Consider the following 21005-nt stretch of genomic DNA (forward strand, 5'->3'; position numbering starts at 1 on the left):
CAAAGAACCAAGAGCCGAATTTCGGCTCTTTTTTTGTGCCCGAGTATATATGTGAGATTGTTATAGAACAAAATGTATGCCTCAAATTTATTAACAGAAATCTAGTCATGTTCTATGCTAAAATTGAAGTGATTAATTTCCCCAAATTAATGTTGTTACGTCCGGACAAAGGGGTGAATGAGTTGAATGAGAAAGACAAATATCAGATCATTAGACAGGGGATCATCACAAAAAATGTGAGCAAAACCTGTATGGAATATGGTATTTCCAGAACCATTTATTATCAATGGTATAAAGCTTACCTGAAGCATGGTATGGAAGGGCTTACAGAAAAGGAAAGAAAGCCGAATATGCCCAATAAGGTAGATAAGCGTACGGAAAAAATGATTTTACAGTACGTAGCCAAATTTCCGGAAGACGGACCCAAACGGATTTATTATGAATTACAGGATGAGGGAGTTCAGGTTGGGGAGTCCGGTATTTACAACGTACTAAGGAGACATGGTTTAAGCAAGAGAGAGCAGCGTGAGGTATACGCTAAAGAAATCAAAGCTAGGAAGAAACAAGATGGAGAAGCAATGAAACAGAAGCAGCCTTCCATCGACTATAAAATGAAGAACCCTGGCAACGCCCACCCCGGTTATATGGTTCAACAAAGTATTCAATATATGGGCGTATTCCCGAAGATCGGGAAAGTCTATCAATATGTGATCTATGACGCTTACTCTAGATTAGGGTTAGTTAAGCTGTATAATCGCAAGGCAACCATTCACTTTATCGACTTCATGACGGTGAAAATTCTACCTTTGATGAAGACACTCAAATTCGAGATCGAGCATCTAGTTACGAATAAGAGTCGAGAATTTACCACGAACTGGGACAGAGGGAACCATAGGTACACTGAATTTTTACATAAAAATAATATAAACCAAGTGGCGATTACCGCAGACAATAAGGAGATATTTCAGCCCCTAGAGACATTTGTAGTCGTGTTGACCAAGGAGTTTTATCAGCAGGCTTGGAGTGATCCTACGATTGATTCTTTTGCGATACTAGAAAAGCGATTAGATTTATTCCTCCGTCATTATAATTTCAGTAGGGTCATCACGGACGGGCCTAATCAGGGCCAGATTCCTTCAGATGTCGTGCTTAACTACACGGGTCAGCAAGAGGCTTTGCCACTCTGGTTATTCACAAGGAGATCGTAGCTGATGGCAGATGATAGATTACAACACAAAATAGGGATCATTGGTGCGGGGATATCTGGCGTTACTCTAGCACATGAGCTGGCGAAAAAGGGATATACCAACATCACCATTCTGGAGAAGGATGATCGTGTAGGGGGCAAATGTCATTCGATAGAGTACCGGGGAAAAACGTATGAAATGGGTACACTTATCGGCTTGCCCTCCTATAAACATACCATGGAGCTCATGGCTGAATTCGATTTAATGGACAAAGGACCTTTATTGGAACGAGGTTTTTTTGATACCCAAGGGAGAAAAACTACGCAGATTCCGCTGAATCAAATGAGTGAGTTTATGGAGGAATTCAAACGGTTACCAGATATTGTTAGCCGATATGAATCTCTCAAAGAACCCGGTTTTCTCCATTTGCCAAGTGACTTGTATCAGCCCTTTGCATCATGGTGTGAAGAAAATGATTTGTCGGTCATTATGCAGATCTATATGCATTATTTCAGTACGTTTGGATTTGGCAACATTTATGAAGTTCCTGCTGCTTACGTACTGAAATTTCTAACTTACGATAACCTTATGGCTTTTATTGAAATTACTCACATGATTACTTGGCCAAAGGGAGTCAATGCTTTGATCAGACGCATGGCTGACGATGTAGAAGATCTACGGCTGACATGTGAAGTACATCGTATGATTCAAGAGGTAGACGGTAGAGTAAAGGTGGAGACAGGCCAAGATATGCTGTATTTTGACAAGGTCATATATACGGCTTCCTTAGAACATATAGGTCATATGGTTGAATTGTCTCCAACAGATCGGGCACTATTCGAGCTAATTATCTATGAACGCTTCCGGGTTTATGCTTATCGAGTAGAGGGGATTCCGGCACATTCTGGATATATCCCGTACAATATGTACCCTGAACGTAAGGGACATATGATGGCTTGGTACTACCGATGGGCAGATTTGGGTGCTACGGATTTGGTTACCGTGTATGTAGCAGAGAATGAACAGATGACAGATGCAGAAATGAGAGAATCAGTAGAACACAAACTTCGTGATCTTGGTGGAGAGAACATCCGTCTATATATGATGAAGTCTTGGAAGCAATTTCCCCATGTAGATTCAGCAGCACTACGTGAAGGGTTCTATGAGCGGCTAGATGAACTGCAGGGCAGAAATCAAATTTACTACGCCGGTGAAATTATGAATTTTCCTACGCTAGAGAACTGTGTCGTTTATGCAAAACACTTAGTGGAACGATTTTTTTGAAATATTGGGAGTAATAAAATTACATAAATACAAGGAACAGTCTTGTTTGCAGAGTGAAATCTGCCGATGAGGCTGTTTTTTACTTTCAAGAGGGGTTTACAGTTGGTGGGAGAATTAAGACGGGGTGATTAGGTAAAAATGGCCTAGTTTCTATGCGAAATCGAGCTTTCTTAGGCAAATCTACCCAGAAGGGGTATTTTTAAAATGGATTAGCGACTTCTATCTATTAATTAAGTGTAAACATAACTTGAAATGAGACTTCTAAAAGGTTGATAAATCAACATTCCTGTAGATTTGAAGGCAAATAGCCAATGCGATATATTCGAGTCAAGACATCATATTACTACTTAATTTGAAGGAGGGGTAAGTCATGTTTTTATTTGAATCGATTCCGTGGTATTCGGCACTCATGTGGTTCGTGGTACTTGCTGGATTAATGCTTGTTAATGAAATAGCACGGATGAGCAAATGGATTTCGCTTGCATTGTTTCTAGTACTACCAATAATTCTTACCGTAGCAGTTTGGCCTAATACAGCTGGCGAAGGTTCTAGTGTGGGTACTTGGTTCCACTGGGTTAAAGTTTACTCTGCATTGGCTGGATGCTTAGGATTCCTTGCCATCCGCTTTATCAAAGGTTGGAGCAGCAACAAATATATCTTGATGTTCCCGGCTATTATTTTGGCTGTTAACATTTTGGAAGCCGTTATTCGGGATTTCCAAGTGTACAGTTTGAATGGAATGGTAGACGGTGTCATGATGGTCGGCGGTCCTTGGAACATTATGAATGGGGTCGCAGGGATTTTGAACATCATTACGATCTCAGGTTGGATGGGTATCGTTATTAGTAAGGATAAGAAGAAAGATATGGTATGGCCTGACCAGCTTTGGTTCTGGATCATTGCTTATGACATTTGGAATTTTGCTTACGTATACAACGCGGTTTCCGATCATGCTTTCTACGCAGGGGCTGCATTGTTAATTTCATGTACAATTCCAGCGTTCTTCTTCAAAAAAGGTGCTTGGTTACAACACCGTGCTCAGACACTAGCGATTTGGATGATGTTTACCATGTCGTTCCCAATGTTTGTTGGCGAATCCAAATTCGCTGTACAGTCTTCGCACAGTGAAACGGCTCTATGGGTTGTGAGTGGATTGTCATTAGCAGCGAATATTGCTGTATTCGTATACCACGTCTACAAAATCACGAAACACAAACGCAATCCGCTTCACGTCGAAGTATATACAGATTTAGCAGCTTACAAAGCGATTGCAGAGAATAACTAAATATCGTAAGATAAGCAAACCTCTCATTTTCTAATGAGGGGTTTTTGCTGTTTTGTCAGGGCAAATTTTAGGTGAATAAATAAGATTGACAGATCATGACCCACGAGTAAAATGGGGACTACAGATAGATAAATAAAGGAGTGTATCAGGATCCATAATTCGCATAAGAGAAGACGGAAATTCTCGTCTCAACGCAAAAATTTGTATATCGCAACCACAGAAGGGATCTCTACCTCACTTTTTCAAGCGCTACTGGGCGGCCCATTTCTTACAGGATATTTGTTGTATTTAGGTGCAGACTCAAGTGTAATAGGTTTTGTTCTTTCGATTACCACCCTATTCAACATTGTGCAAATATTCATCGCATTTTTGGTTCAGAAATTGCAGGCTCGCAAATGGACACTTGTAATATTTATCGCGCTTCAAAGGACTCTCTGGGGTGCAACAGGACTTATTCCTTTTGTATTGGGTAAAGAATGGTGGGTGCCTGTTTTTATTGTTTTATATGCTTCTGCATTTTTGTCGAATACCGTGATCAATGTACTGTGGACTTCACTATTAGGCGATATTGTACCTGCAGGGGTTAGAGGAAAATATTTTGGGATCCGTAACACGATCACGAGCGCTTTGGGCAGCATTGCTATTTTTGCCGGAGGCAAACTATTAGATAGTTATCCCGAAAGTACAGGGTTCTTAATTCTGTATATCCTAGCATGGTTTTTTGGAATTATGAATATTGTTACGTTCTGTTTCTATCCCGATATCCCTTTCGAGAAATCAACAGAGAACCGGATCATGCCGATGATAAAGAAAACGTTTCGGGATAAATCATTTATAAATTCCACTATTTTTTTGGCTACCTGGTTATTTCTACAGACATTAGTTGTACCGTTATTCTCATATGTTATGCTCGATTTATTACATATTAATTATCAGACTGTCTCCTTGTTAACTGTTGTTCAGACATTTTCCATGATGTCGAGTTTATATGTATGGGGTAACCTGAATGCTAGATACAGTAATAGAACATTATTGTTCTGGACATTACCGATCATAGCTGGCTCTTGCCTAGCATGGGGACTTTTATCGTTCGTACCCGTACTTCCTGTATTATTTCTTTCACATATCTTGTTTGGGGTTGGCGCGGGTGGCTTTAATCAATTGGTATTCAATTTTACAATCGGGGATACGCCGAAGAGTGAACGACCTATGTTTATAGCCATGTTTGCTGCGATCACAGGTGTGGCAACTTTCTTCGGACCGATGATTGGTGGGCAATTATTTAAATGGATGAAAGTGTTCCCCGATTGGGTTCAGCAATATGGTTTCCAAACGGTGGTTGGATTTGTGATGTTAATTGTAGCTCTGACACTGGGTCGTCGAATACTTAAAGAGTTATAGTAATTAATGTATCCTGACTGAATATGAAGATGGGCTGGGATCTTATCGATGCAAGATTATGTGTTATCTAATAAAGAAATTGTTCGTCTAAAGCATTATATCGAGCATAAGCACCAGAGCCTTGATCCGAAACTGCGTGTTGCTATTCTATCCGATGCGGTGCATCGGATTATTGAAAGCCGTTTACCATCTTTTTCAGATGAGCTGAAACAACAGGTTCGTCACGAGCTACTCTTGAAGAATAGAGACTCTCTAGTAATTCAGGTGGATGATGTGCTTCAGCATTGTATGTCTTTGGATTTAAGTCAGGAGGAGCTATTATCGTCTTTAGCTGAGTGGATTTGCAGTAAATCGACTTTACCTGTGCAGGAAGAGGCGGTTCGGGATATTCTTCTTAGGTGGTCACAGGATTCCAGCTCTACCGTCTCTCTTCAAGCGTTGGAGAGGGAATGGGATCTACAGGATCGGATTGCTTTGGAGGAAATAGCGGTAACAAGTGAACCCATGATTCATTACGGAAACACAAGTTGGCCTAATCGAAGAATAACGATTGCGGTTGTAAGTTTTTTTGCGGTTCTACTTGCGATCCTGCTGATCAAATATCCAGTAGAACAGGAGTCCTCAGTCCCTGTACCATTAATAGAGCCGATCCAAAGGCCGCAACCCACATTGAAGGAAATACAATCTGTAGGTGGTATACCTTCGGGTTTCAAATATGTTGCTATAGATACAAAGCGCTTAAAGCAATATCTGCTCGAACGTGATTCCATGTTAGCTGAGGAATCGTATTTGTCAGCGATCGTGGAGGCTAGCAAGAAATATGATATCCATCCCCTTCTGTTGTTTGCTATTACGGGACAAGAACAGGGATTTGTTCCCAAAGATCATAAAAAGGCAGAAGAAATCGCCAATAATCCTTTTAACGTGTTTGGTAGCTGGGAGAGCTACAATACGACAATTGATGTGTCAGCTAATATCGCTGCGAAGACCGTAGTCAATGTAATGGGGCGACGCCCAGGTTCGATTCACCCGATCAAATGGTTAAATCTAACCTATGCTGAGGACCCCAATTGGTGGGAGGGTGTTACCTGGTTTTTTGATGATATGAAACAGAAGATTGAGGATGAATCTTTCGAGTGGCCTTGATTCTCCCATTTGAAATTATTGAGTTAGAAGGATATACTTCTTGAGGTATATATTTATTCAGCTAGGGGGGATGAAGATGCAACTCATCAGTCAATCGGAAGTGCAACGTAGAATCGACTTATTTAAAGATCAGGACTTATATATCCATCTTGAAATGACAACGGGAGCATACGCCGCCCATAGAGATAGCTCCAAACATCCGGCAGCAACTTTTATTACTAACTCAACGGTTAAGTATTCCCACGGTTCCATTTCTGGAAACGAAGGACCATACCGGGTTGGCTTAAAAATGCAGCATGGTTGGATATATTCGGAAGGGCTAACTCATTATGAAGAGAGTGAGACGGATCGATTGATCTTGGCAGGACATGACAGTCAGGGTAAACTCGTCGTTTCCTTGCAACTTAGTCGGGAGCCTTTTTAATGGAACAGGAGATGATGAATACAATGGAACAACAAATTCTTGTTGTGCTTCCGCACCCAGATGATGAGGCTTTTGGTGCTTCAGGAACACTAGCCAAACATGTGCAGAACGGAGCTAAGGTTACTTATGCTTGCTTGACTTTGGGTGAAATGGGCCGAAACATGGGCGTTCCACCTTTTGCTAATCGGGTAACACTTCCACAAATACGCAAGAAGGAACTGGAGGAGGCTTGCCAAGCTATTGGAATCCAGGATTTGCGATTACTTGGTTATCACGATAAGACGATTGAATTCGAGGACCAGGATCAATTGGATGCTGTGATTGATGGGCTATTGAAAGAGCTTCAACCTTCACTTGTGATTACGTTCTACCCAGGTTACAGTGTGCATCCTGATCATGACGCTACTGGGGCCGCTGTGATTCGAACCATCGGAAGATTACCAAGCGAACAAAGACCTGTAGTCCACTGTATGGCATTTTCCAATAATCATGAGCAATTCATTGGAAAACCGGATGTCGTAATGGATACTAAAGACTTCTTGCATACAAAGCTAGCATCGATTCGGGCGCATCGTTCCCAATTCCAAGCACCGGAACTACTAGGTAACAAGAAGGACGTAGAAAAAGAGCTCCAAAAGCAATTTGGAACGGAACGATTCTGGACTTATCGTTTTGAATAATGATTAAGCATATAGCTACATCGTAGATGTGAGCTGGACAATAGATAAAGGAGATCAGGGATGAATACCTTGATCTCCTTTTTTTGTATTCATGTAACAATGGAGATACATAGTTTAGTGTCAAATATGATTATGATATAGTTTAAGTAAGCTTGTCATAGGAGGAATGTGAAATGAAATACCGTAGATTAGGTGGCAGTGGTCTGAAGGTTAGTGAAATAAGTTTGGGAAGTTGGCTTACATATGGTGGTTACGTTGAGCGTGAGAATGCAGTTGGTGCGATCAAAACGGCATATGATCTCGGCATTAACTTTTTTGATACGGCAAATGTCTATGAACAAGGTGCTGCAGAGGTTCTCGTAGGGGAGACTTTGAAAGCTTATCCACGTGAATCTTACGTGCTAGCAACAAAAGTATTTGGCAAGATGGGCGAAGGCCCAAATGATCGTGGTCTGTCACGTAAACATATCATCGAACAAGCAAATGCTAGCCTAAAGAGACTTGGTCATGACTACGTGGATATATACTATTGTCACCGTCCAGACCCTGAAACTCCGCTAGAAGAAACGTTACGAGCACTCGATGATCTTGTTCGTCAGGGAAAAGTGTTGTATGTAGGCGTTAGCGAGTGGCAACCATCGCAGATTGCAGAGGCACTTCGCGTAGCAGATCGTTATCTGTTAGACCGGATTGTCGTGAACCAACCGATCTACAATATGTTCAATCGTTATATCGAGAAGGAAGTTATACCACTTTGTGAGCGTTCTGGTATTGGGCAAGTTGTATTCTCGCCGCTAGCGCAGGGATTATTGACAGGTAAATATTCATCCGTTACTGATGTTCCTGACGGAAGTCGTGCCGCGAAGCTAGATTGGATGCGTAAAGACATTACGGAAGAGAAAATTGCCAAGGTCCAAGAGCTTGAGAAGATCGCGAAGGATCTCGATATTTCTGTAGGTAATCTGGCACTCGCATGGATTCTGCGGAAAACCAATGTCTCAAGTGCGCTGATCGGCGCTAGCCGCCCAGCACAAGTTGCGGAGAATGCTAAAGCTTCTGACATCGAACTTAGTGAAGAAATTATTACTCAAATCGAAGGGGTTTTGCAATAATATAAGTATATTGCGACTATCATAGAAGAAGTGACACTGGAGAAGATATGTTATCATCGGTGTCACTTCTTTTTTGGCTATGGCAAAACTTTGAAAACGGAAAAATGTTGAGTATCAAACAGATCAGAAATTCTGCTGGTTGCATAAAATTAGAAGTTGCGAGGAATTTAGATATGAATACCAAAGCAAATACTTTCATGAAGGTTTTGCTTACCTGTATTTATGTGATTGGAGTTGCCTGTGTAATATATTACAGCTTTATGTATATACAACATTCTACTGAAATTCAGAATCCTGAAGCAATGCTACCTATGATGCAATATGAAACAGGAGCATGGATAATGATGCTGGGGATGCCATTTATGATTGCTTCATGTATATCAATGATATGGATATTCAAGCTAAAAAAAACGTTAGGCAGATTGTGGCTTTTATTACCTGCATTGATTGAAATAGTAGTGATTGCAAGCTACTGGATACTTGAACGTTGATGGAAGGGAATTTTGGTTTATTGAGAGATATAAAAATCTTTCCTATAAAAATGTTAGTTATCAATTTTTGGTTATGACATAGTCTTATACTTTGCGAGGTGCCTATGAATAGAAAAAGATTACTATTGAGCATTTTGGGGTTTGGCTGTGCTTGTGCAGTAATTTTAGGGATTCTGTTATACAACGGAGTAATATGGTTTAATCAACCTTCGTCACAAAAGTACCCCGTCAGAGGAATTGATGTTTCAGCTTATCAAGGTACGATTGATTGGGATGTTGTGTCCCAGCAAGAAATAGATTTTGCTTTTATCAAGGCAACTGAGGGCAGCAGTTCTCAAGACGAAAGGTTTAATTACAACTGGGAAAAGGCAAACCAGACCCCTCTTAAAATTGGTGCATATCATTTTTTCAGCTATGACAGTTCGGGGGCTACTCAAGCTGATAATTTTATCCAAACGGTGGGGAATTCAGCTGTGGCATTGCCTCCAGTGATAGATATTGAATTTTACGGGGACAAGGAAAAAAATCCACCAAGCAAGAAAGCGACCATTCAGATTTTAGATGAGCTGTTGAATAAACTGGAGCATTATTATGGACGGAAGCCAATCATTTATGCAACACATAAATCGTATGATTTATATTTAAAAGGTACGTATACCGACTACCCGATCTGGATTCGCGATGTGTTGAAAACTCCAACATTACCTGATAAAACGCCTTGGACTTTTTGGCAATATTCATCACGAGAGAAATTAGAAGGTTATGAAGGACAGGAAAAATTCATTGATATGAATGTGTTTCATGGAACGGAAAGTGAGTTTGAGTATTTTGTTAACCCCACAAACTGAAGGTTATTTGAGCTAATTGCCGTTCATGCACACTGTCGAAATATTGCTATCCTATTCAGGAACACTACTATATAAATAAAGATTATCTTATACTGTGCATATGAGGTGATCAAAATGGATCAAAAGTTATTTGACCTTGTATATGAAGCTGTTGTTAATCGGGAATCGACCTATGAAGGCGTATATTATACGGGAGTAAAGACTACAAAGATCGTCTGTCGGCCGACATGCCGTGCCAGAACGCCTAAATCAACCAATGTGACGTTTTATCGTACGTTAGAAGATGCGCTTCAAGCGGGCTTTCGACCATGTAAACGATGTAAGCCAGAAGCAAACGGAGCGCTTGGACCGGATGCGGCTTTGGCCGCTCAGGTGGATGATCTGATTGAGCTGCAATATAATGAGAAATTGACACTGGATAAGTTGGCGACTGCACTTGTCATTAGCCCCTACCATCTACAACGGACATATAAGCAAGTAAGGGGATATTCACCAGCGGAGAAGACAGAGCGTGTTCGATTACAGCATGCTCAGCAGTTAATATTAGAATCCAATGTCAACATTACGGAGGTCGGAGTGGCTGTGGGCTATAGTAGTCCATCGCATTTCACTTCGTGGTTCGCCCGTAGAACGGGGGTCTCTCCCACAGCCTATCGGAATGGACAAAGAGGAGGAGATTCAGCTGAAACCAAATAAACAATACCGTCAAACCATAATCGGCTTCAACCAGCCGTGGACATTAATAGCAAGTGAACAAGGAATTAGCCAATTGTTATACCCTCCCCATGTGACTACGCTCGCTGGCTTGGATCAAGATTTATCGGAGATGATCGAGGATCGTAGTCTGTTTGATGAATTCGGCATTGTTGACTTGTTGGAGCAGTATTTTGCCGGAATTCCCGTCAGCTTTGACAAGGTTCCTATAGACGTTGTTGGGACACCATTTCAACAAAGCGTATGGAGTGGATTGAGCCAAATCCCTCATGGAGAAACGTGGACGTACAAGCAATTTGCCGAAGCCATTGGGAAGCCGTCTGCGATACGAGCGGTTAGTACGGCGATTGGACGTAATCCTTTGCCCATCGTGTTACCTTGTCATCGGGTCGTTGGTTCTAACGGTACGTTAACAGGATTTAGAGGAGGCCTTCAAATGAAGAAGGACATTCTTGCTTTAGAAGGGATTACCCATATGAAGGTTACGGGACATGAACGTTTCCAGTTTTGAGTTTTGGTCCCGCGAATCACTTGGAATACCGAAAGCCCTGCTTAAACGAGTAGGGCTTTTAATATTTAATTTTAACGAATCACAGCAACGCTATTTGGTTCATTATCCTTGTTCTCACACTCTAACGAATCTTGATGAGCTTATTGACCTCTGATTCCGTGAAAAAATTCAATTATTAACAGATAGTGTTACTCAGATTCGTTACATTTACAAATTGGCTGTTTTCATTGAAATAACGATCATCAGTTTTCATACACCTTATCAAATAAGCTCATCTACTCACCCCTACTTCGAAATAAAAAGAACCGCTTTGATACGACTTGCTCAAACGAGCAGCATCGTATCAAAGCGGCATGTACTTCATACCGATATATTTTCTTTAAATTACCATATTATGATATTCTGATCAAGCCATATTGAACACTTAATCAAGCATGACGGCACAATTTTTAGTTGAGAATAGTTGGTAGCTCCGAGTATTGGGTATTAATATACTAAGCCTAACCAATGAAGGCTTAATATTACTTGGGAGATGAGAACCTATGGACAAGAAGATCGTACTAGAACCTGCAGCGCTACAAATCACCGAGGATACCTCTAAACCACCTTATTTATTCGAGCTTGGACCGGAAAAAGGGCGGGAAACCGTTGACTCTCTTCAATCAGGCGATGTTCATAAGCTTACCGTTGATATTCAGGATTTCGATATTGATGGCGGCCATAATGGACAGGTATCTGTTCGCTTGGTTCGACCGCAGAACTTAACAGGCAAATTGCCGATCATTTTATATATTCATGGTGCTGGCTGGGTATTTGGCAATGCGCATACACATGATCGACTTATTCGGGAGCTAGCCGTTGGAACACAAGCCTGTGTCGTATTTCCCAACTATAGTTTGTCACCAGAAGCGAAGTATCCCACAGCTATCGAGGAAATTTATGCGGTACTGAAGTGGGCTGCAGAAAATGGTCAGGATCATGGACTAGATCCAGCTCGTCTTTATGTAGCAGGAGATAGTGTAGGAGGAAATATGACTGCAGCGATCACATTGCTTGCTAAGGAGCGCAAAGGACCATCGATTCATAAACAGTTGTTGTTCTATCCTGTGACAGATGCTGCATTTGAGACAGAATCCTATCATGAGTTTGCAACGGGTTATTACTTACGCCGGGACGCCATGCAATGGTTCTGGGATCAATATACGACAGATCCATCTGAAAGATCGCAAATTACGGCATCTCCACTTCGTGCTTCGAAAGATCAGCTTACGGGATTACCTCCTGCACTAGTCATAACTGCAGAAGCTGATGTACTCCGGGATGAAGGGGAGGCTTATGCAAATAAGCTTCGTGAGGCTGGAGTTGAAGTCACCGCAGTACGGTTTCAAGGAACTATTCATGACTTTGTCATGCTCAATGATTTAGCGGATACTGCTGCTACTAAGGGAGCTATTATGTTAGCTAATGCTTGGTTAAAGGAGTAAATTGAGAGTGTGAAAATGTCTAATATAATCTGGGGAAAAGAAAGCAACCTACCTAGGGTTTCATTAGGGGTAGGTTGCTTATTTGTATTGGCTATAAGTTAGACACAGCTAAACACAGGGGTATACAAGTGTTTAGTGGTCTTTTTTGTGCTGACAATATTGCTCACTGCTCGAATATACGATACGATGCATGAAGATAACTTTGCGATGACGACAGATGTCTCAGTACTAGTGATGTAGTAACAGGAAGGAAGATCATTAATTATGACGAAGACGAAGAAGCTATTTTATGATTCCGTCTATTTGACGGAATGGCAAACAAATATAAGCCAAACGATAGAGAGAGAAGACGGGTATTATGTCATTCTGGAAGAGACCGCTTTTTATCCGGAGGGGGGCGGGCAGCCGAGTGATGAAGGTTTTATTAATGGGATTCCTGTGCTAGATGTGATTAATGAAGGAGAAGTAGTGTTACATAAGCTGGCGAGTTTACCTGAAGAGACCAACGCGCAATGTCAGCTCCATTGGACCAGAAGATTCGATCATATGCAGCAGCACAGCGGACAGCATCTACTTTCGGCAGTGTGCCTTGAGCTCTATCATGCTACGACCTTAAGTTTCCATCTGGGAACTGATTATGCCACGATTGATGTAGAGCTGGCAGAACTGACTCCTGATCAACTGACTTGTATCGAAAATGAAGTGAATAGGCATATTTATTTGAACCACAATATCCTTAGTTATTTTGTATCAGGGGAAGAAGTGGCACAGTTACCGCTAGTGAAGCAGCCGACAGTGACTGAGAATATTCGGATTGTTGAAATGAAGGACGTGGAGTATAACGCATGCGGAGGGACGCATGTCTCGTCAACGGGCGAAATCGGTATGATTAAGCTGTTGAAGGCGGAGAAGCAAAAGGGAAATACACGGATTTACTTCAAATGCGGATATCGAGCTTTAGAAGAATTTAATGATAGTCAGCGTATTTTAAACGTATTGTCCGTCAAATTTAATACGGGCAAAGATGAGATTATCGACCGGATAGAGAAGTGGGAGATGGAGCATAAGCAGCTTCAGGCTGAGCTTATAGCGTTGAAAGAGCAGAATGATAGATATGTGGCACAAGAATTGTTATCCAAAAGAGAAGGGAGCCTTCTCGCACACATTTTTGAGGATAAGTCCCTTAAGGATCTACAAAATTTGGCGATTAAGCTAACCGCTGACAACGAGCTTCAGGTGTTATTTGCTACGACTGCGGAGAATAAGATCGTTATGGCGCATAACGGGAGTTTTGATCCATCCTGTGGAGCATTCTTTAAAGCCAACTTAGGGGCATACAATGGAAAAGGTGGAGGTAGCGATAAGATGGCGCAGGCGGGATTCCCGACTTGGGAGGATGCTTCTGCTTTCTACGAATTTTCCAGAAAATCGCTGCAATAACGATTTGAAAAAGATGAGATGAAACACACATATAGATGTGCTTACAGGCTGTCGAGATTTTCTCGGCGGCCTGTTGTCGTCGGGCTCTCGTACTACCGTAGTCTCACGAAAAAGTAAAAATAGTTTCAAATCACTCATTTCTATTGCTTATGAGTTGACCTCGTTTTTTCTACAATGGGATTATAATTACACCTTTGAGGAGGAAAAGCATGAAACGGGGAAAAAAACTGACTCATTTGAGCATGGGAGTTAAAGAGCAAGTAGCAGGCTATTTGTTTGTTGCGCCTTTAATGATCGGACTCATTGTTCTTACATTAATTCCTGTTGTAGGATCACTATTGCTTAGTTTCACGAATTGGAACTTCGTAGCCGGAATGGGTGCCATTAAATTCGCGGGGTTTAGTAACTTTGTACGATTATTTCATGATGATGTATTTATGAAAAGCTTGTTAAATAATTTGATTTTTATTATTACAGTACCGATTACATTGATCGTAGCGCTAATTTTATCGATTTTAATAGACAAGCATATTTATTTTAAGGATTTCTTTAAAGTGATTTATTTTTTACCTTACATTTCAAGTGTTGTAGCCATAGCCATGGTGTGGCAGGTTCTCTTTCACCCTTCGCTTGGGCCAGTTAATAATTTCTTGATGTCGATCGGATTTGATAATCCACCGAAATGGCTTGCTGATATTGATTATGCGTTACCTTCGCTCATGATGATTCAAGTTTGGATTTTGTTAGGGTATAACATCATTATCTTTATCGCAGGGTTGCAAAGCATCCCCAAAGATTTGTATGAAGCTGCTGACATCGACGGTGCAAATACTTGGGTGAAATTCCGCAATATTACCGTTCCTTGTATTTCTCCTACTACTTTTTTCTTACTTGTAACAGGGATCATTGGTACATTCAAGATTTTCGACTTGATTCAAGTCTTAACACAAGGTGGTCCGGCAAATTCGACAACCGTTATCGTGTACGAGTTGTATGATACCGCATTTAATCAACTGAAAACGGGATATGCCTCCAGTATGGCGCTCATTCTGTTCCTTATCTGTCTGATTATTACTGGCCTACAAATGCTAGCACAAAAAAAATGGGTGAACTACTAAGTTCATTTAGGAGAGGAGCAGCAGGAAATGAGAACCTTGAAATTATCAAAAGTACTATGGACCATCGTCATGGCGCTACTTGGAATTGTGTTTATCCTTCCATTTTTCTGGATGATGTCCACATCGTTCAAGTTTGAAACGGACGTATTTAATTTCCCGATTGAATGGATTCCAAGAAAATGGAATGCCCTCGAGAACTATAAACAAGTATGGTCAGGAGATTTCGCACAATATTATCTAAACTCTATTTACATAACAATTACCACGACTGTAATCAACGTATTTGTCTGTGCATTAGCTGCATTTGGCTTTTCTAAATTACGGTTTCGAGGCAGAGATACCATGTTTTTACTTGTCCTTGCTTTGTACATGGTTCCACCGCAAGCATCGCTTGTTCCTCAATTCTTATTGTTTAATTGGATGCACCTCATAGATACACGCACAGGGTTGATTTTGATCAACAGCTTTAGTATTATAGGAGCCTTTATGCTTCGGCAATTTTTTATGGGGGTAAACAACGAGTTTCTAGAGTCGGGCAGAATGGATGGAGCTGGTCATTTTCGGTCCTTCTTTCAAATTGCACTCCCGCTCATTCGTCCAGGCATCGCGACTTATGCGATCTTACGTTTTATTTGGACCTGGAACGACTATCAATATCCACTTATTTTCTTGAAGTCGAAAGAGCTATTTACCATTCAGCTAGGAATCCGGTTATTCGGTGACCAATATGGTGATGTGTACTCTCTCATGATGGCGGGTGCTGTATCAGCTATCTTGCCGCTATTGATCATTTTTGCGATTGGTCAAAAGCAAGTGATCGAGGGGATTTCACTTGGTGGGGTTAAAGGATAAACAAGTCAAAATAGTTTCTCTTCAGTAAAATTTGAGAACTTCGCATAAAAATTCGTCGTGGTAGGATGTGTTTGTAAGCACTTACAGATAGGTGGTACACATTAAGAATTATTTTAGGAGGGTCCACATGAAAAAGAAATTATCAACAACCGTTGTAGGCTTGTCGTTAGCGTTGCTCGTGTCAGCTTGTGGTAGTGGCAATGGCGGTACAAATTCAGCTGCTCCAGAATCTAACCAAGGAAATAAGGGAACAGAGCCAGCTGCGGAGCAAGTTACAGTAAAAATAAGCACTTGGCAAACCGATGCGAAAGCGAAATGGAGTACCATTATTCCCGAGTTTGAAAAGAGTCATCCAAACATCAAAGTGGAACTGGATCTATTGAATGAAAAGGGTGATTCGATTGCATCCATGCAAAAACTAGATTTGATGGCAGCATCGGATGATCAACTCGATATTATTGAATTACCTTATACGAACTATTCACAACGCGCGGATATCGGTCTACTTGAGCCACTAGAAAGCTACATAGAGAAAGATGGCTATAAATACGAAGATGAGTATCTAGTAGATACCAAAGTAAATGGTAAAATCTATGCTTTACCTTCTTCCATGCAGCGTTGGTTCGTTCTTTTGAATAAAGAGATGTTAGATGAGGCGGGACTACCCGTTCCAACGGACTGGACTTGGAGTGATTTCGAAGAGTATGCTCAAAAATTGACGCAAGGTGAAGGCGCAACCAAACGTTATGGTGCTTATTTGCACAACTGGCCAGATTACTTCCAATTACAACTCATGAGTAAACCTGCAGATAATACTTACTTGAAAGCAGATGGAACTTCCAACGCTACGGATCCAATTCTTAAAGCGAACTTAGAAATGATGAAAAAGATGATGTATGAAGATAAGAGTGCAAATATGTATGAAGATATTATTTCGCAGAAGCTTGCTTATCGGAATCAATACTTCAACAAATTAGCTGCTATGCTGCCGATGGGTGACTGGATGGTAGCAGAGTCCGGTGGTACAGATACCATCCCAGCTACATTCGTGACTGCATTTGCACCGCTCCCTAAATTAGACGGAGAGAGCAAACACTATTCACCAGTTCAACCGACTTATATGGGTGTTTCTTCTAAATCAAAGAACAAGCAAGCAGCATATGAGTTCGTTAGATGGTATACTTCGGAAGGATTGGAAATTGGCGGACGTGTCTTTTCTGGGTGGGCGAAATCGGATACTAACAAGTTAGTTGATACCATTGTTAACGGTTCAAAGGATCCTTCTAAAATTGATTTGGAATCGTTGAAATATACAATGACAACTACGGTTCCTGGTAATGCTCCAGTACCAGAAAAGTATGCTGATGAAGCGAAGAACAGTGTCATTCCTGAAGCGGAATTGTACATTCTCAATAAACAAGATATCGATACAACCATTAGTAATATTGATAAGAAGATCTCGGATGTCGTTAAGAACAATCAATAATAACCCTTGTATTTAATCATGTTGATGCTTTAGGCAAAAGGATTTACAATTTAGGGGCAGGGGAAGGTTCTGGAAATCCCTGCCCCAATATTAATTGAGACTAGAGGCCAGCATCCAGTGAAAATCAGACAGCTTTCGTTACGTAATAAGTTAGTTGGGTCAGCAGTCGTTTGCTTGTTGATTCCGTTAATCGTCGTTTATCTCGTTACCAACTATTTAACGCGAGATCTTATCTTGGATAAAGCAATTTCGACAGCTGAGGATTCTTTGAAAGCATCTAAATCCGATGTGAACCGTATTTTTGAGCAAATGCTAGAGATATCGAACTTTGTATTATTGAACAATGAAATTAGACAAATATTATTAGTAGACCCCGAGAAGGTTGAGTCTGCAGCAAGTAGGGCAGATTATGTTATCAATACCAGCCGATTATCACGATTTCTAGACGATTTAATTCTTACAAATAAAGACTTTTATGTGACTATCCTAGGGAAAAATAATTATAAATATACGAGTTACTCTTATAGCGATTACAATCCCGTGCAATTATATGAACAGAATTGGTTCTCTAAGTTAGATCGTATGCCGAACTTCTCTACGTATTGGCTAGGACAACAAAATATTTACTATAACAAATCTGATATGAACTCATCCAATTGGGTGACGATCGGAAGGCCAATCAAGACAACCGCAGCTACCCCCATTGGTTATGTTGTGATCACGGTAAATGAACGGAAAATTCATCCCTATTTGCAGCATGGCAAGGATCAAGAAACCTTTTTGCTAGATGAACAGGGTGTGGTAGTCTCACATGTTGATTCCACAAAGATAGGTAAGAAGATGTCTTGGTGGAATGAAGGCGAAAATTCGCAGACGATTCAAATTGATGGTAAGAAATATATATATGTGGCGCAAGAGCTAGGGAGCAATAAATGGACGATCGTGAGTCTCATTCCACTATCATCAGCTGTTGCGAAGAACAAACAGATATTATTTGTTAGTTTTACCGTGCAAGTTCTATTTTCTATTCTATTCTTTGTATTGTTGACTGTGCTTATTTCGAAGTTTACAAGTCCGATTGCCAAGCTAACTCGATTTGTAAAGAAGATTGGGCGTGGTCAGTTAGAACTTCGTTCCGGAATAGGTGGACAGAATGAAGTGGCTCATCTGGCGTCGACGATTGATTATATGCTAGATCAGATTCAGTCCATGATTGAGCAAATTACGGTTGAGCAAAGCAAGAAACGGAAGGCAGAATTAGAAATGCTTCAGGCTCAGATAAACCCACATTTTATGTTCAATCTACTGAACTCTATCCGGCTTCATATTTTGATTCAAGGAGACCAGGAAAGCGCTGAACTGATTGGTTCACTGTCTTCTTTATTACGAATGACATTTAATCGAGATAATGAGTTTATCGCTCTCCAAGAAGAAGTGAATACAGTATCACATTATGTACGATTAATGAATTTTCGTCATGCTAACCAGGTAAGACTTGAGGTGGACTTAGCATCCGAAACATGCGCAAACGCTAGAGTTCCACGATTTTTGCTCCAACCTTTGATTGAGAACGCTATCATACATGGGTTTGAACAATTTGATGGAGAACTCTTTATCCATGCGGATATTATGCAGGATAACGGTAATGAATTGTTACAGATTTCTATACGAGACAATGGGATTGGTATGACAGAGGATCAGCTAAATGTCCTTCGATCTAAGCTTGATGATACCGAGGAGTCGGGAGATCATGTGAAAAAGGGATTTTCTGGTATAGGAGTAAGAAATGTTGTGCAACGATTACGACTAATTTATGGTGCTCAGTTATATATGGATATTAATAGTGAACATAACGTAGGTACGGAGATTACCTTTAGGTTCCCATTAGAGATTGAGAGAGTAGGCGTGCATTATGTTAACAGCAATTCTCGTTGATGATGATTATCCCGTTTTACGATATCTTTCGCAGACGGTTACTTGGTCAGCATTAGATATTGAACTAATCGGTTGCTACTCTAACGGGCTTGAAGCTTGGGAAGCAACACAGTTATCTCCGCCTGATATTGTGATTACGGATATAGGAATGCCAAAGATGAATGGCATTGAATTACTACAAAAGCTTCGAGGTATCAATTCGAATCTGCGAGCTGTAATCTTGTCATGTCATAATGAGTTTCACTTTGCACAGCAAGCGGTAAAATTACAGGTGAATGATTATATTTTGAAAGAAACTCTAGATGTAGGACATCTGCAACAAGTGCTGCATAAGATTTCAGCTGATTTAAATACGGTGAAGAAGACGTCAGCGGAAATGTTGCTATACAAACGCAAGGAATCGTTAAATAGAGTAGCGTTAAGAGAAAAGTTCATGAAAGATACGCTGTATCAATCATCAGCGAACAAAGAGACCTGGGTTGAACAAGCCCGTATCCAAGGGATTACATTAAACGCAAAGTATTATATCCCCATGGTCGTAACAGTGAATCGTATGACAAATGTGACTTTGACGCGGAAAATGAACGATTATACGATTGTGTTTGCTGTGGAGAATATACTTCAGGAAATCTTAACTTCGCAGCATCGCTGTGAGATTTTTCAGCATAGCAATAATGAATTGATTGTGCTATTCTGCTGTGAAGAACCGGATAAGGAGCAGCAATTACTTAACTATTCGGCAAAGCAAAGTATTTCTGCAATACATAAATATTTAAAAATATCTGTTTCTTGTTTCGTAGGACGTGAGGCATGCAATCAAGACGAGATTAGGAAGATTCTGCTACCCATGCTCAAAGAACCGACGCAACGCTTTTACTTAAGTGAATCAACAGTTCATCTTTTTGAAAAGGTAGCTTTCTCTGATTTGGATATGTATTCCGAATATTCACGTTATTATTCAGCTATTAATGATATGCTCGCTTTAAATCAACCTAAGGAACTGCAAGCGGTTCTGGATCGTTGGGTCGATTGGGTGAAATCCAATCGGTTTCATCCAGGTGATGTGAAAGAATGGACATTACAATTGTTGTTAGAATTGCAGTTGAAAACAAAAATAACTCTACAGTATCAAACAGATTTGTCCGAAGAAAAACTATATGATGTAATAAATTCAATCGAAACGATAGATCATCTGCAGCAATGGATGAGCCAATATTTTGAACAAATTTTCCGCAAAATGAGCTTGGTCGCTGTTCATTCTAAAAGACCCGAAATTATCAAAGCACAGCAATATGTAATTCAACATGTAACGGAAAAGATCACGCTGGAAGATATGGCAGGGTATCTAAATTTGAACTCTAGCTACTTCAGCCGCTTGTTCAAGCGAGAAACCGATTATAACTTTATTGAATATGTGAACATGATGAAGCTGCAAAAAGCGAAGGAATTACTGCAGCAGTCTAACAAAACGGTTGAAGATATCTCTGATTATTTGGGATATGCCAATAAAAGTTATTTCATTAAGTTATTCAAGCGCGAAATTGGGATGAGACCAAGTGAGTATTCAGCTTGGAATTAAAAAAAGCCAATAGGCAGAATAGGGATGA

General features: G+C 40.6%; 19 protein-coding genes. All 19 read left to right on the forward strand.

Annotation, left to right across the window (positions count from 1 at the left end; translation table 11 throughout):
• The first annotated feature begins 107 nt into the window (after window positions 1–107).
• The 19 genes from IEW05_RS07520 (at window position 108) to IEW05_RS07610 (ending at window position 20977) form a co-directional block, all read left to right on the forward strand.
• Window positions 108–1208: a helix-turn-helix domain-containing protein gene (locus IEW05_RS07520; RefSeq protein WP_194434102.1), complete on the forward strand. Its 1101-nt coding sequence runs from the start codon at window positions 108–110 to the stop codon at window positions 1206–1208.
• A 3-nt stretch (window positions 1209–1211) separates the two neighbouring features.
• Window positions 1212–2471 (forward strand): FAD-dependent oxidoreductase, encoded by a 1260-nt coding sequence (locus IEW05_RS07525; protein WP_188537317.1) that lies wholly within the window; start codon window positions 1212–1214, stop codon window positions 2469–2471.
• 370 nt (window positions 2472–2841) lie between these two features.
• Window positions 2842–3756 (forward strand): DUF5692 family protein, encoded by a 915-nt coding sequence (locus IEW05_RS07530; protein WP_188537319.1) that lies wholly within the window; start codon window positions 2842–2844, stop codon window positions 3754–3756.
• Window positions 3757–3957: 201 nt separating this feature from the next.
• Entirely contained in the window at window positions 3958–5157 is a 1200-nt protein-coding gene (locus tag IEW05_RS07535; RefSeq protein ID WP_229753291.1) for an MFS transporter, read from the forward strand.
• A 48-nt stretch (window positions 5158–5205) separates the two neighbouring features.
• A complete protein-coding gene (locus IEW05_RS07540) occupies window positions 5206–6303 on the forward strand; it encodes a glucosaminidase domain-containing protein (RefSeq protein ID WP_188537321.1) in 1098 nt (365 codons plus the stop codon).
• A gap of 76 nt (window positions 6304–6379) precedes the next feature.
• A complete protein-coding gene (locus tag IEW05_RS07545) occupies window positions 6380–6727 on the forward strand; it encodes a YojF family protein (RefSeq protein WP_188537323.1) in 348 nt (115 codons plus the stop codon).
• A gap of 23 nt (window positions 6728–6750) precedes the next feature.
• A complete protein-coding gene (gene bshB2 / locus IEW05_RS07550; RefSeq protein WP_188540771.1) occupies window positions 6751–7407 on the forward strand; it encodes a bacillithiol biosynthesis deacetylase BshB2 in 657 nt (218 codons plus the stop codon).
• Window positions 7408–7580: 173 nt separating this feature from the next.
• On the forward strand, window positions 7581–8519 hold the full coding sequence (locus tag IEW05_RS07555) for an aldo/keto reductase family protein (RefSeq protein ID WP_188537325.1): 939 nt from the start codon (window positions 7581–7583) through the stop codon (window positions 8517–8519).
• Between the two features lie 47 nt (window positions 8520–8566).
• On the forward strand, window positions 8567–9010 hold the full coding sequence (locus IEW05_RS07560) for a hypothetical protein (protein WP_188537327.1): 444 nt from the start codon (window positions 8567–8569) through the stop codon (window positions 9008–9010).
• Window positions 9011–9114: 104 nt separating this feature from the next.
• The gene (locus IEW05_RS07565; protein WP_188537329.1) at window positions 9115–9858 is read left to right on the forward strand and encodes a glycoside hydrolase family 25 protein; all 744 of its coding nucleotides are present in this window, start codon (window positions 9115–9117) and stop codon (window positions 9856–9858) included.
• Between the two features lie 114 nt (window positions 9859–9972).
• Window positions 9973–10554: a bifunctional transcriptional activator/DNA repair enzyme AdaA gene (locus IEW05_RS07570; protein ID WP_188537331.1), complete on the forward strand. Its 582-nt coding sequence runs from the start codon at window positions 9973–9975 to the stop codon at window positions 10552–10554.
• On the forward strand, window positions 10517–11083 hold the full coding sequence (locus IEW05_RS07575) for a methylated-DNA--[protein]-cysteine S-methyltransferase (RefSeq protein ID WP_188537333.1): 567 nt from the start codon (window positions 10517–10519) through the stop codon (window positions 11081–11083). The genes IEW05_RS07570 and IEW05_RS07575 overlap by 38 nt, the downstream gene beginning before the upstream one ends.
• A 542-nt stretch (window positions 11084–11625) precedes the next feature.
• The gene (locus tag IEW05_RS07580) at window positions 11626–12567 is read left to right on the forward strand and encodes an alpha/beta hydrolase (RefSeq protein WP_188537335.1); all 942 of its coding nucleotides are present in this window, start codon (window positions 11626–11628) and stop codon (window positions 12565–12567) included.
• Between the two features lie 264 nt (window positions 12568–12831).
• Window positions 12832–14007 carry an alanyl-tRNA editing protein gene (locus tag IEW05_RS07585; RefSeq protein ID WP_188537337.1) on the forward strand — a complete coding sequence of 392 codons (1176 nt, stop codon included), beginning with the start codon at window positions 12832–12834 and terminating at the stop codon, window positions 14005–14007.
• A 209-nt stretch (window positions 14008–14216) separates the two neighbouring features.
• Window positions 14217–15125 carry a carbohydrate ABC transporter permease gene (locus tag IEW05_RS07590; protein WP_188537339.1) on the forward strand — a complete coding sequence of 303 codons (909 nt, stop codon included), beginning with the start codon at window positions 14217–14219 and terminating at the stop codon, window positions 15123–15125.
• 27 nt (window positions 15126–15152) lie between these two features.
• Complete coding sequence (locus IEW05_RS07595) at window positions 15153–15977, forward strand: carbohydrate ABC transporter permease (RefSeq protein WP_188537341.1); 825 nt, start codon at window positions 15153–15155, stop codon at window positions 15975–15977.
• A 127-nt stretch (window positions 15978–16104) separates the two neighbouring features.
• The gene (locus IEW05_RS07600) at window positions 16105–17463 is read left to right on the forward strand and encodes an ABC transporter substrate-binding protein (RefSeq protein WP_188537343.1); all 1359 of its coding nucleotides are present in this window, start codon (window positions 16105–16107) and stop codon (window positions 17461–17463) included.
• Between the two features lie 117 nt (window positions 17464–17580).
• Window positions 17581–19398, forward strand: a complete 1818-nt coding sequence (locus tag IEW05_RS07605; RefSeq protein WP_188537345.1) for a cache domain-containing sensor histidine kinase — start codon at window positions 17581–17583, stop codon at window positions 19396–19398.
• Window positions 19376–20977 (forward strand): response regulator transcription factor, encoded by a 1602-nt coding sequence (locus tag IEW05_RS07610; protein WP_188537347.1) that lies wholly within the window; start codon window positions 19376–19378, stop codon window positions 20975–20977. The genes IEW05_RS07605 and IEW05_RS07610 overlap by 23 nt, the downstream gene beginning before the upstream one ends.
• Window positions 20978–21005: the final 28 nt, after the last annotated feature.

Origin of the sequence: Paenibacillus segetis (assembly GCF_014639155.1) — a bacterium.
GTDB classification, from domain to species: Bacteria; Bacillota; Bacilli; order Paenibacillales; family Paenibacillaceae; genus Fontibacillus; species Fontibacillus segetis.

Coding starts and splice junctions, on each gene's coding strand:
- IEW05_RS07520 (WP_194434102.1), top strand. CDS start 108: ATGTTCTATGCTAAAATTGAAGTGATTAATTTCCCCAAATTAATGTTG.
- IEW05_RS07525 (WP_188537317.1), top strand. CDS start 1,212: ATGGCAGATGATAGATTACAACACAAAATAGGGATCATTGGTGCGGGG.
- IEW05_RS07530 (WP_188537319.1), top strand. CDS start 2,842: ATGTTTTTATTTGAATCGATTCCGTGGTATTCGGCACTCATGTGGTTC.
- IEW05_RS07540 (WP_188537321.1), top strand. CDS start 5,206: ATGCAAGATTATGTGTTATCTAATAAAGAAATTGTTCGTCTAAAGCAT.
- IEW05_RS07545 (WP_188537323.1), top strand. CDS start 6,380: ATGCAACTCATCAGTCAATCGGAAGTGCAACGTAGAATCGACTTATTT.
- bshB2 (WP_188540771.1), top strand. CDS start 6,751: ATGGAACAACAAATTCTTGTTGTGCTTCCGCACCCAGATGATGAGGCT.
- IEW05_RS07555 (WP_188537325.1), top strand. CDS start 7,581: ATGAAATACCGTAGATTAGGTGGCAGTGGTCTGAAGGTTAGTGAAATA.
- IEW05_RS07560 (WP_188537327.1), top strand. CDS start 8,567: ATGTTATCATCGGTGTCACTTCTTTTTTGGCTATGGCAAAACTTTGAA.
- IEW05_RS07565 (WP_188537329.1), top strand. CDS start 9,115: ATGAATAGAAAAAGATTACTATTGAGCATTTTGGGGTTTGGCTGTGCT.
- IEW05_RS07570 (WP_188537331.1), top strand. CDS start 9,973: ATGGATCAAAAGTTATTTGACCTTGTATATGAAGCTGTTGTTAATCGG.
- IEW05_RS07575 (WP_188537333.1), top strand. CDS start 10,517: ATGGACAAAGAGGAGGAGATTCAGCTGAAACCAAATAAACAATACCGT.
- IEW05_RS07580 (WP_188537335.1), top strand. CDS start 11,626: ATGGACAAGAAGATCGTACTAGAACCTGCAGCGCTACAAATCACCGAG.
- IEW05_RS07585 (WP_188537337.1), top strand. CDS start 12,832: ATGACGAAGACGAAGAAGCTATTTTATGATTCCGTCTATTTGACGGAA.
- IEW05_RS07590 (WP_188537339.1), top strand. CDS start 14,217: ATGAAACGGGGAAAAAAACTGACTCATTTGAGCATGGGAGTTAAAGAG.
- IEW05_RS07595 (WP_188537341.1), top strand. CDS start 15,153: ATGAGAACCTTGAAATTATCAAAAGTACTATGGACCATCGTCATGGCG.
- IEW05_RS07600 (WP_188537343.1), top strand. CDS start 16,105: ATGAAAAAGAAATTATCAACAACCGTTGTAGGCTTGTCGTTAGCGTTG.
- IEW05_RS07610 (WP_188537347.1), top strand. CDS start 19,376: ATGTTAACAGCAATTCTCGTTGATGATGATTATCCCGTTTTACGATAT.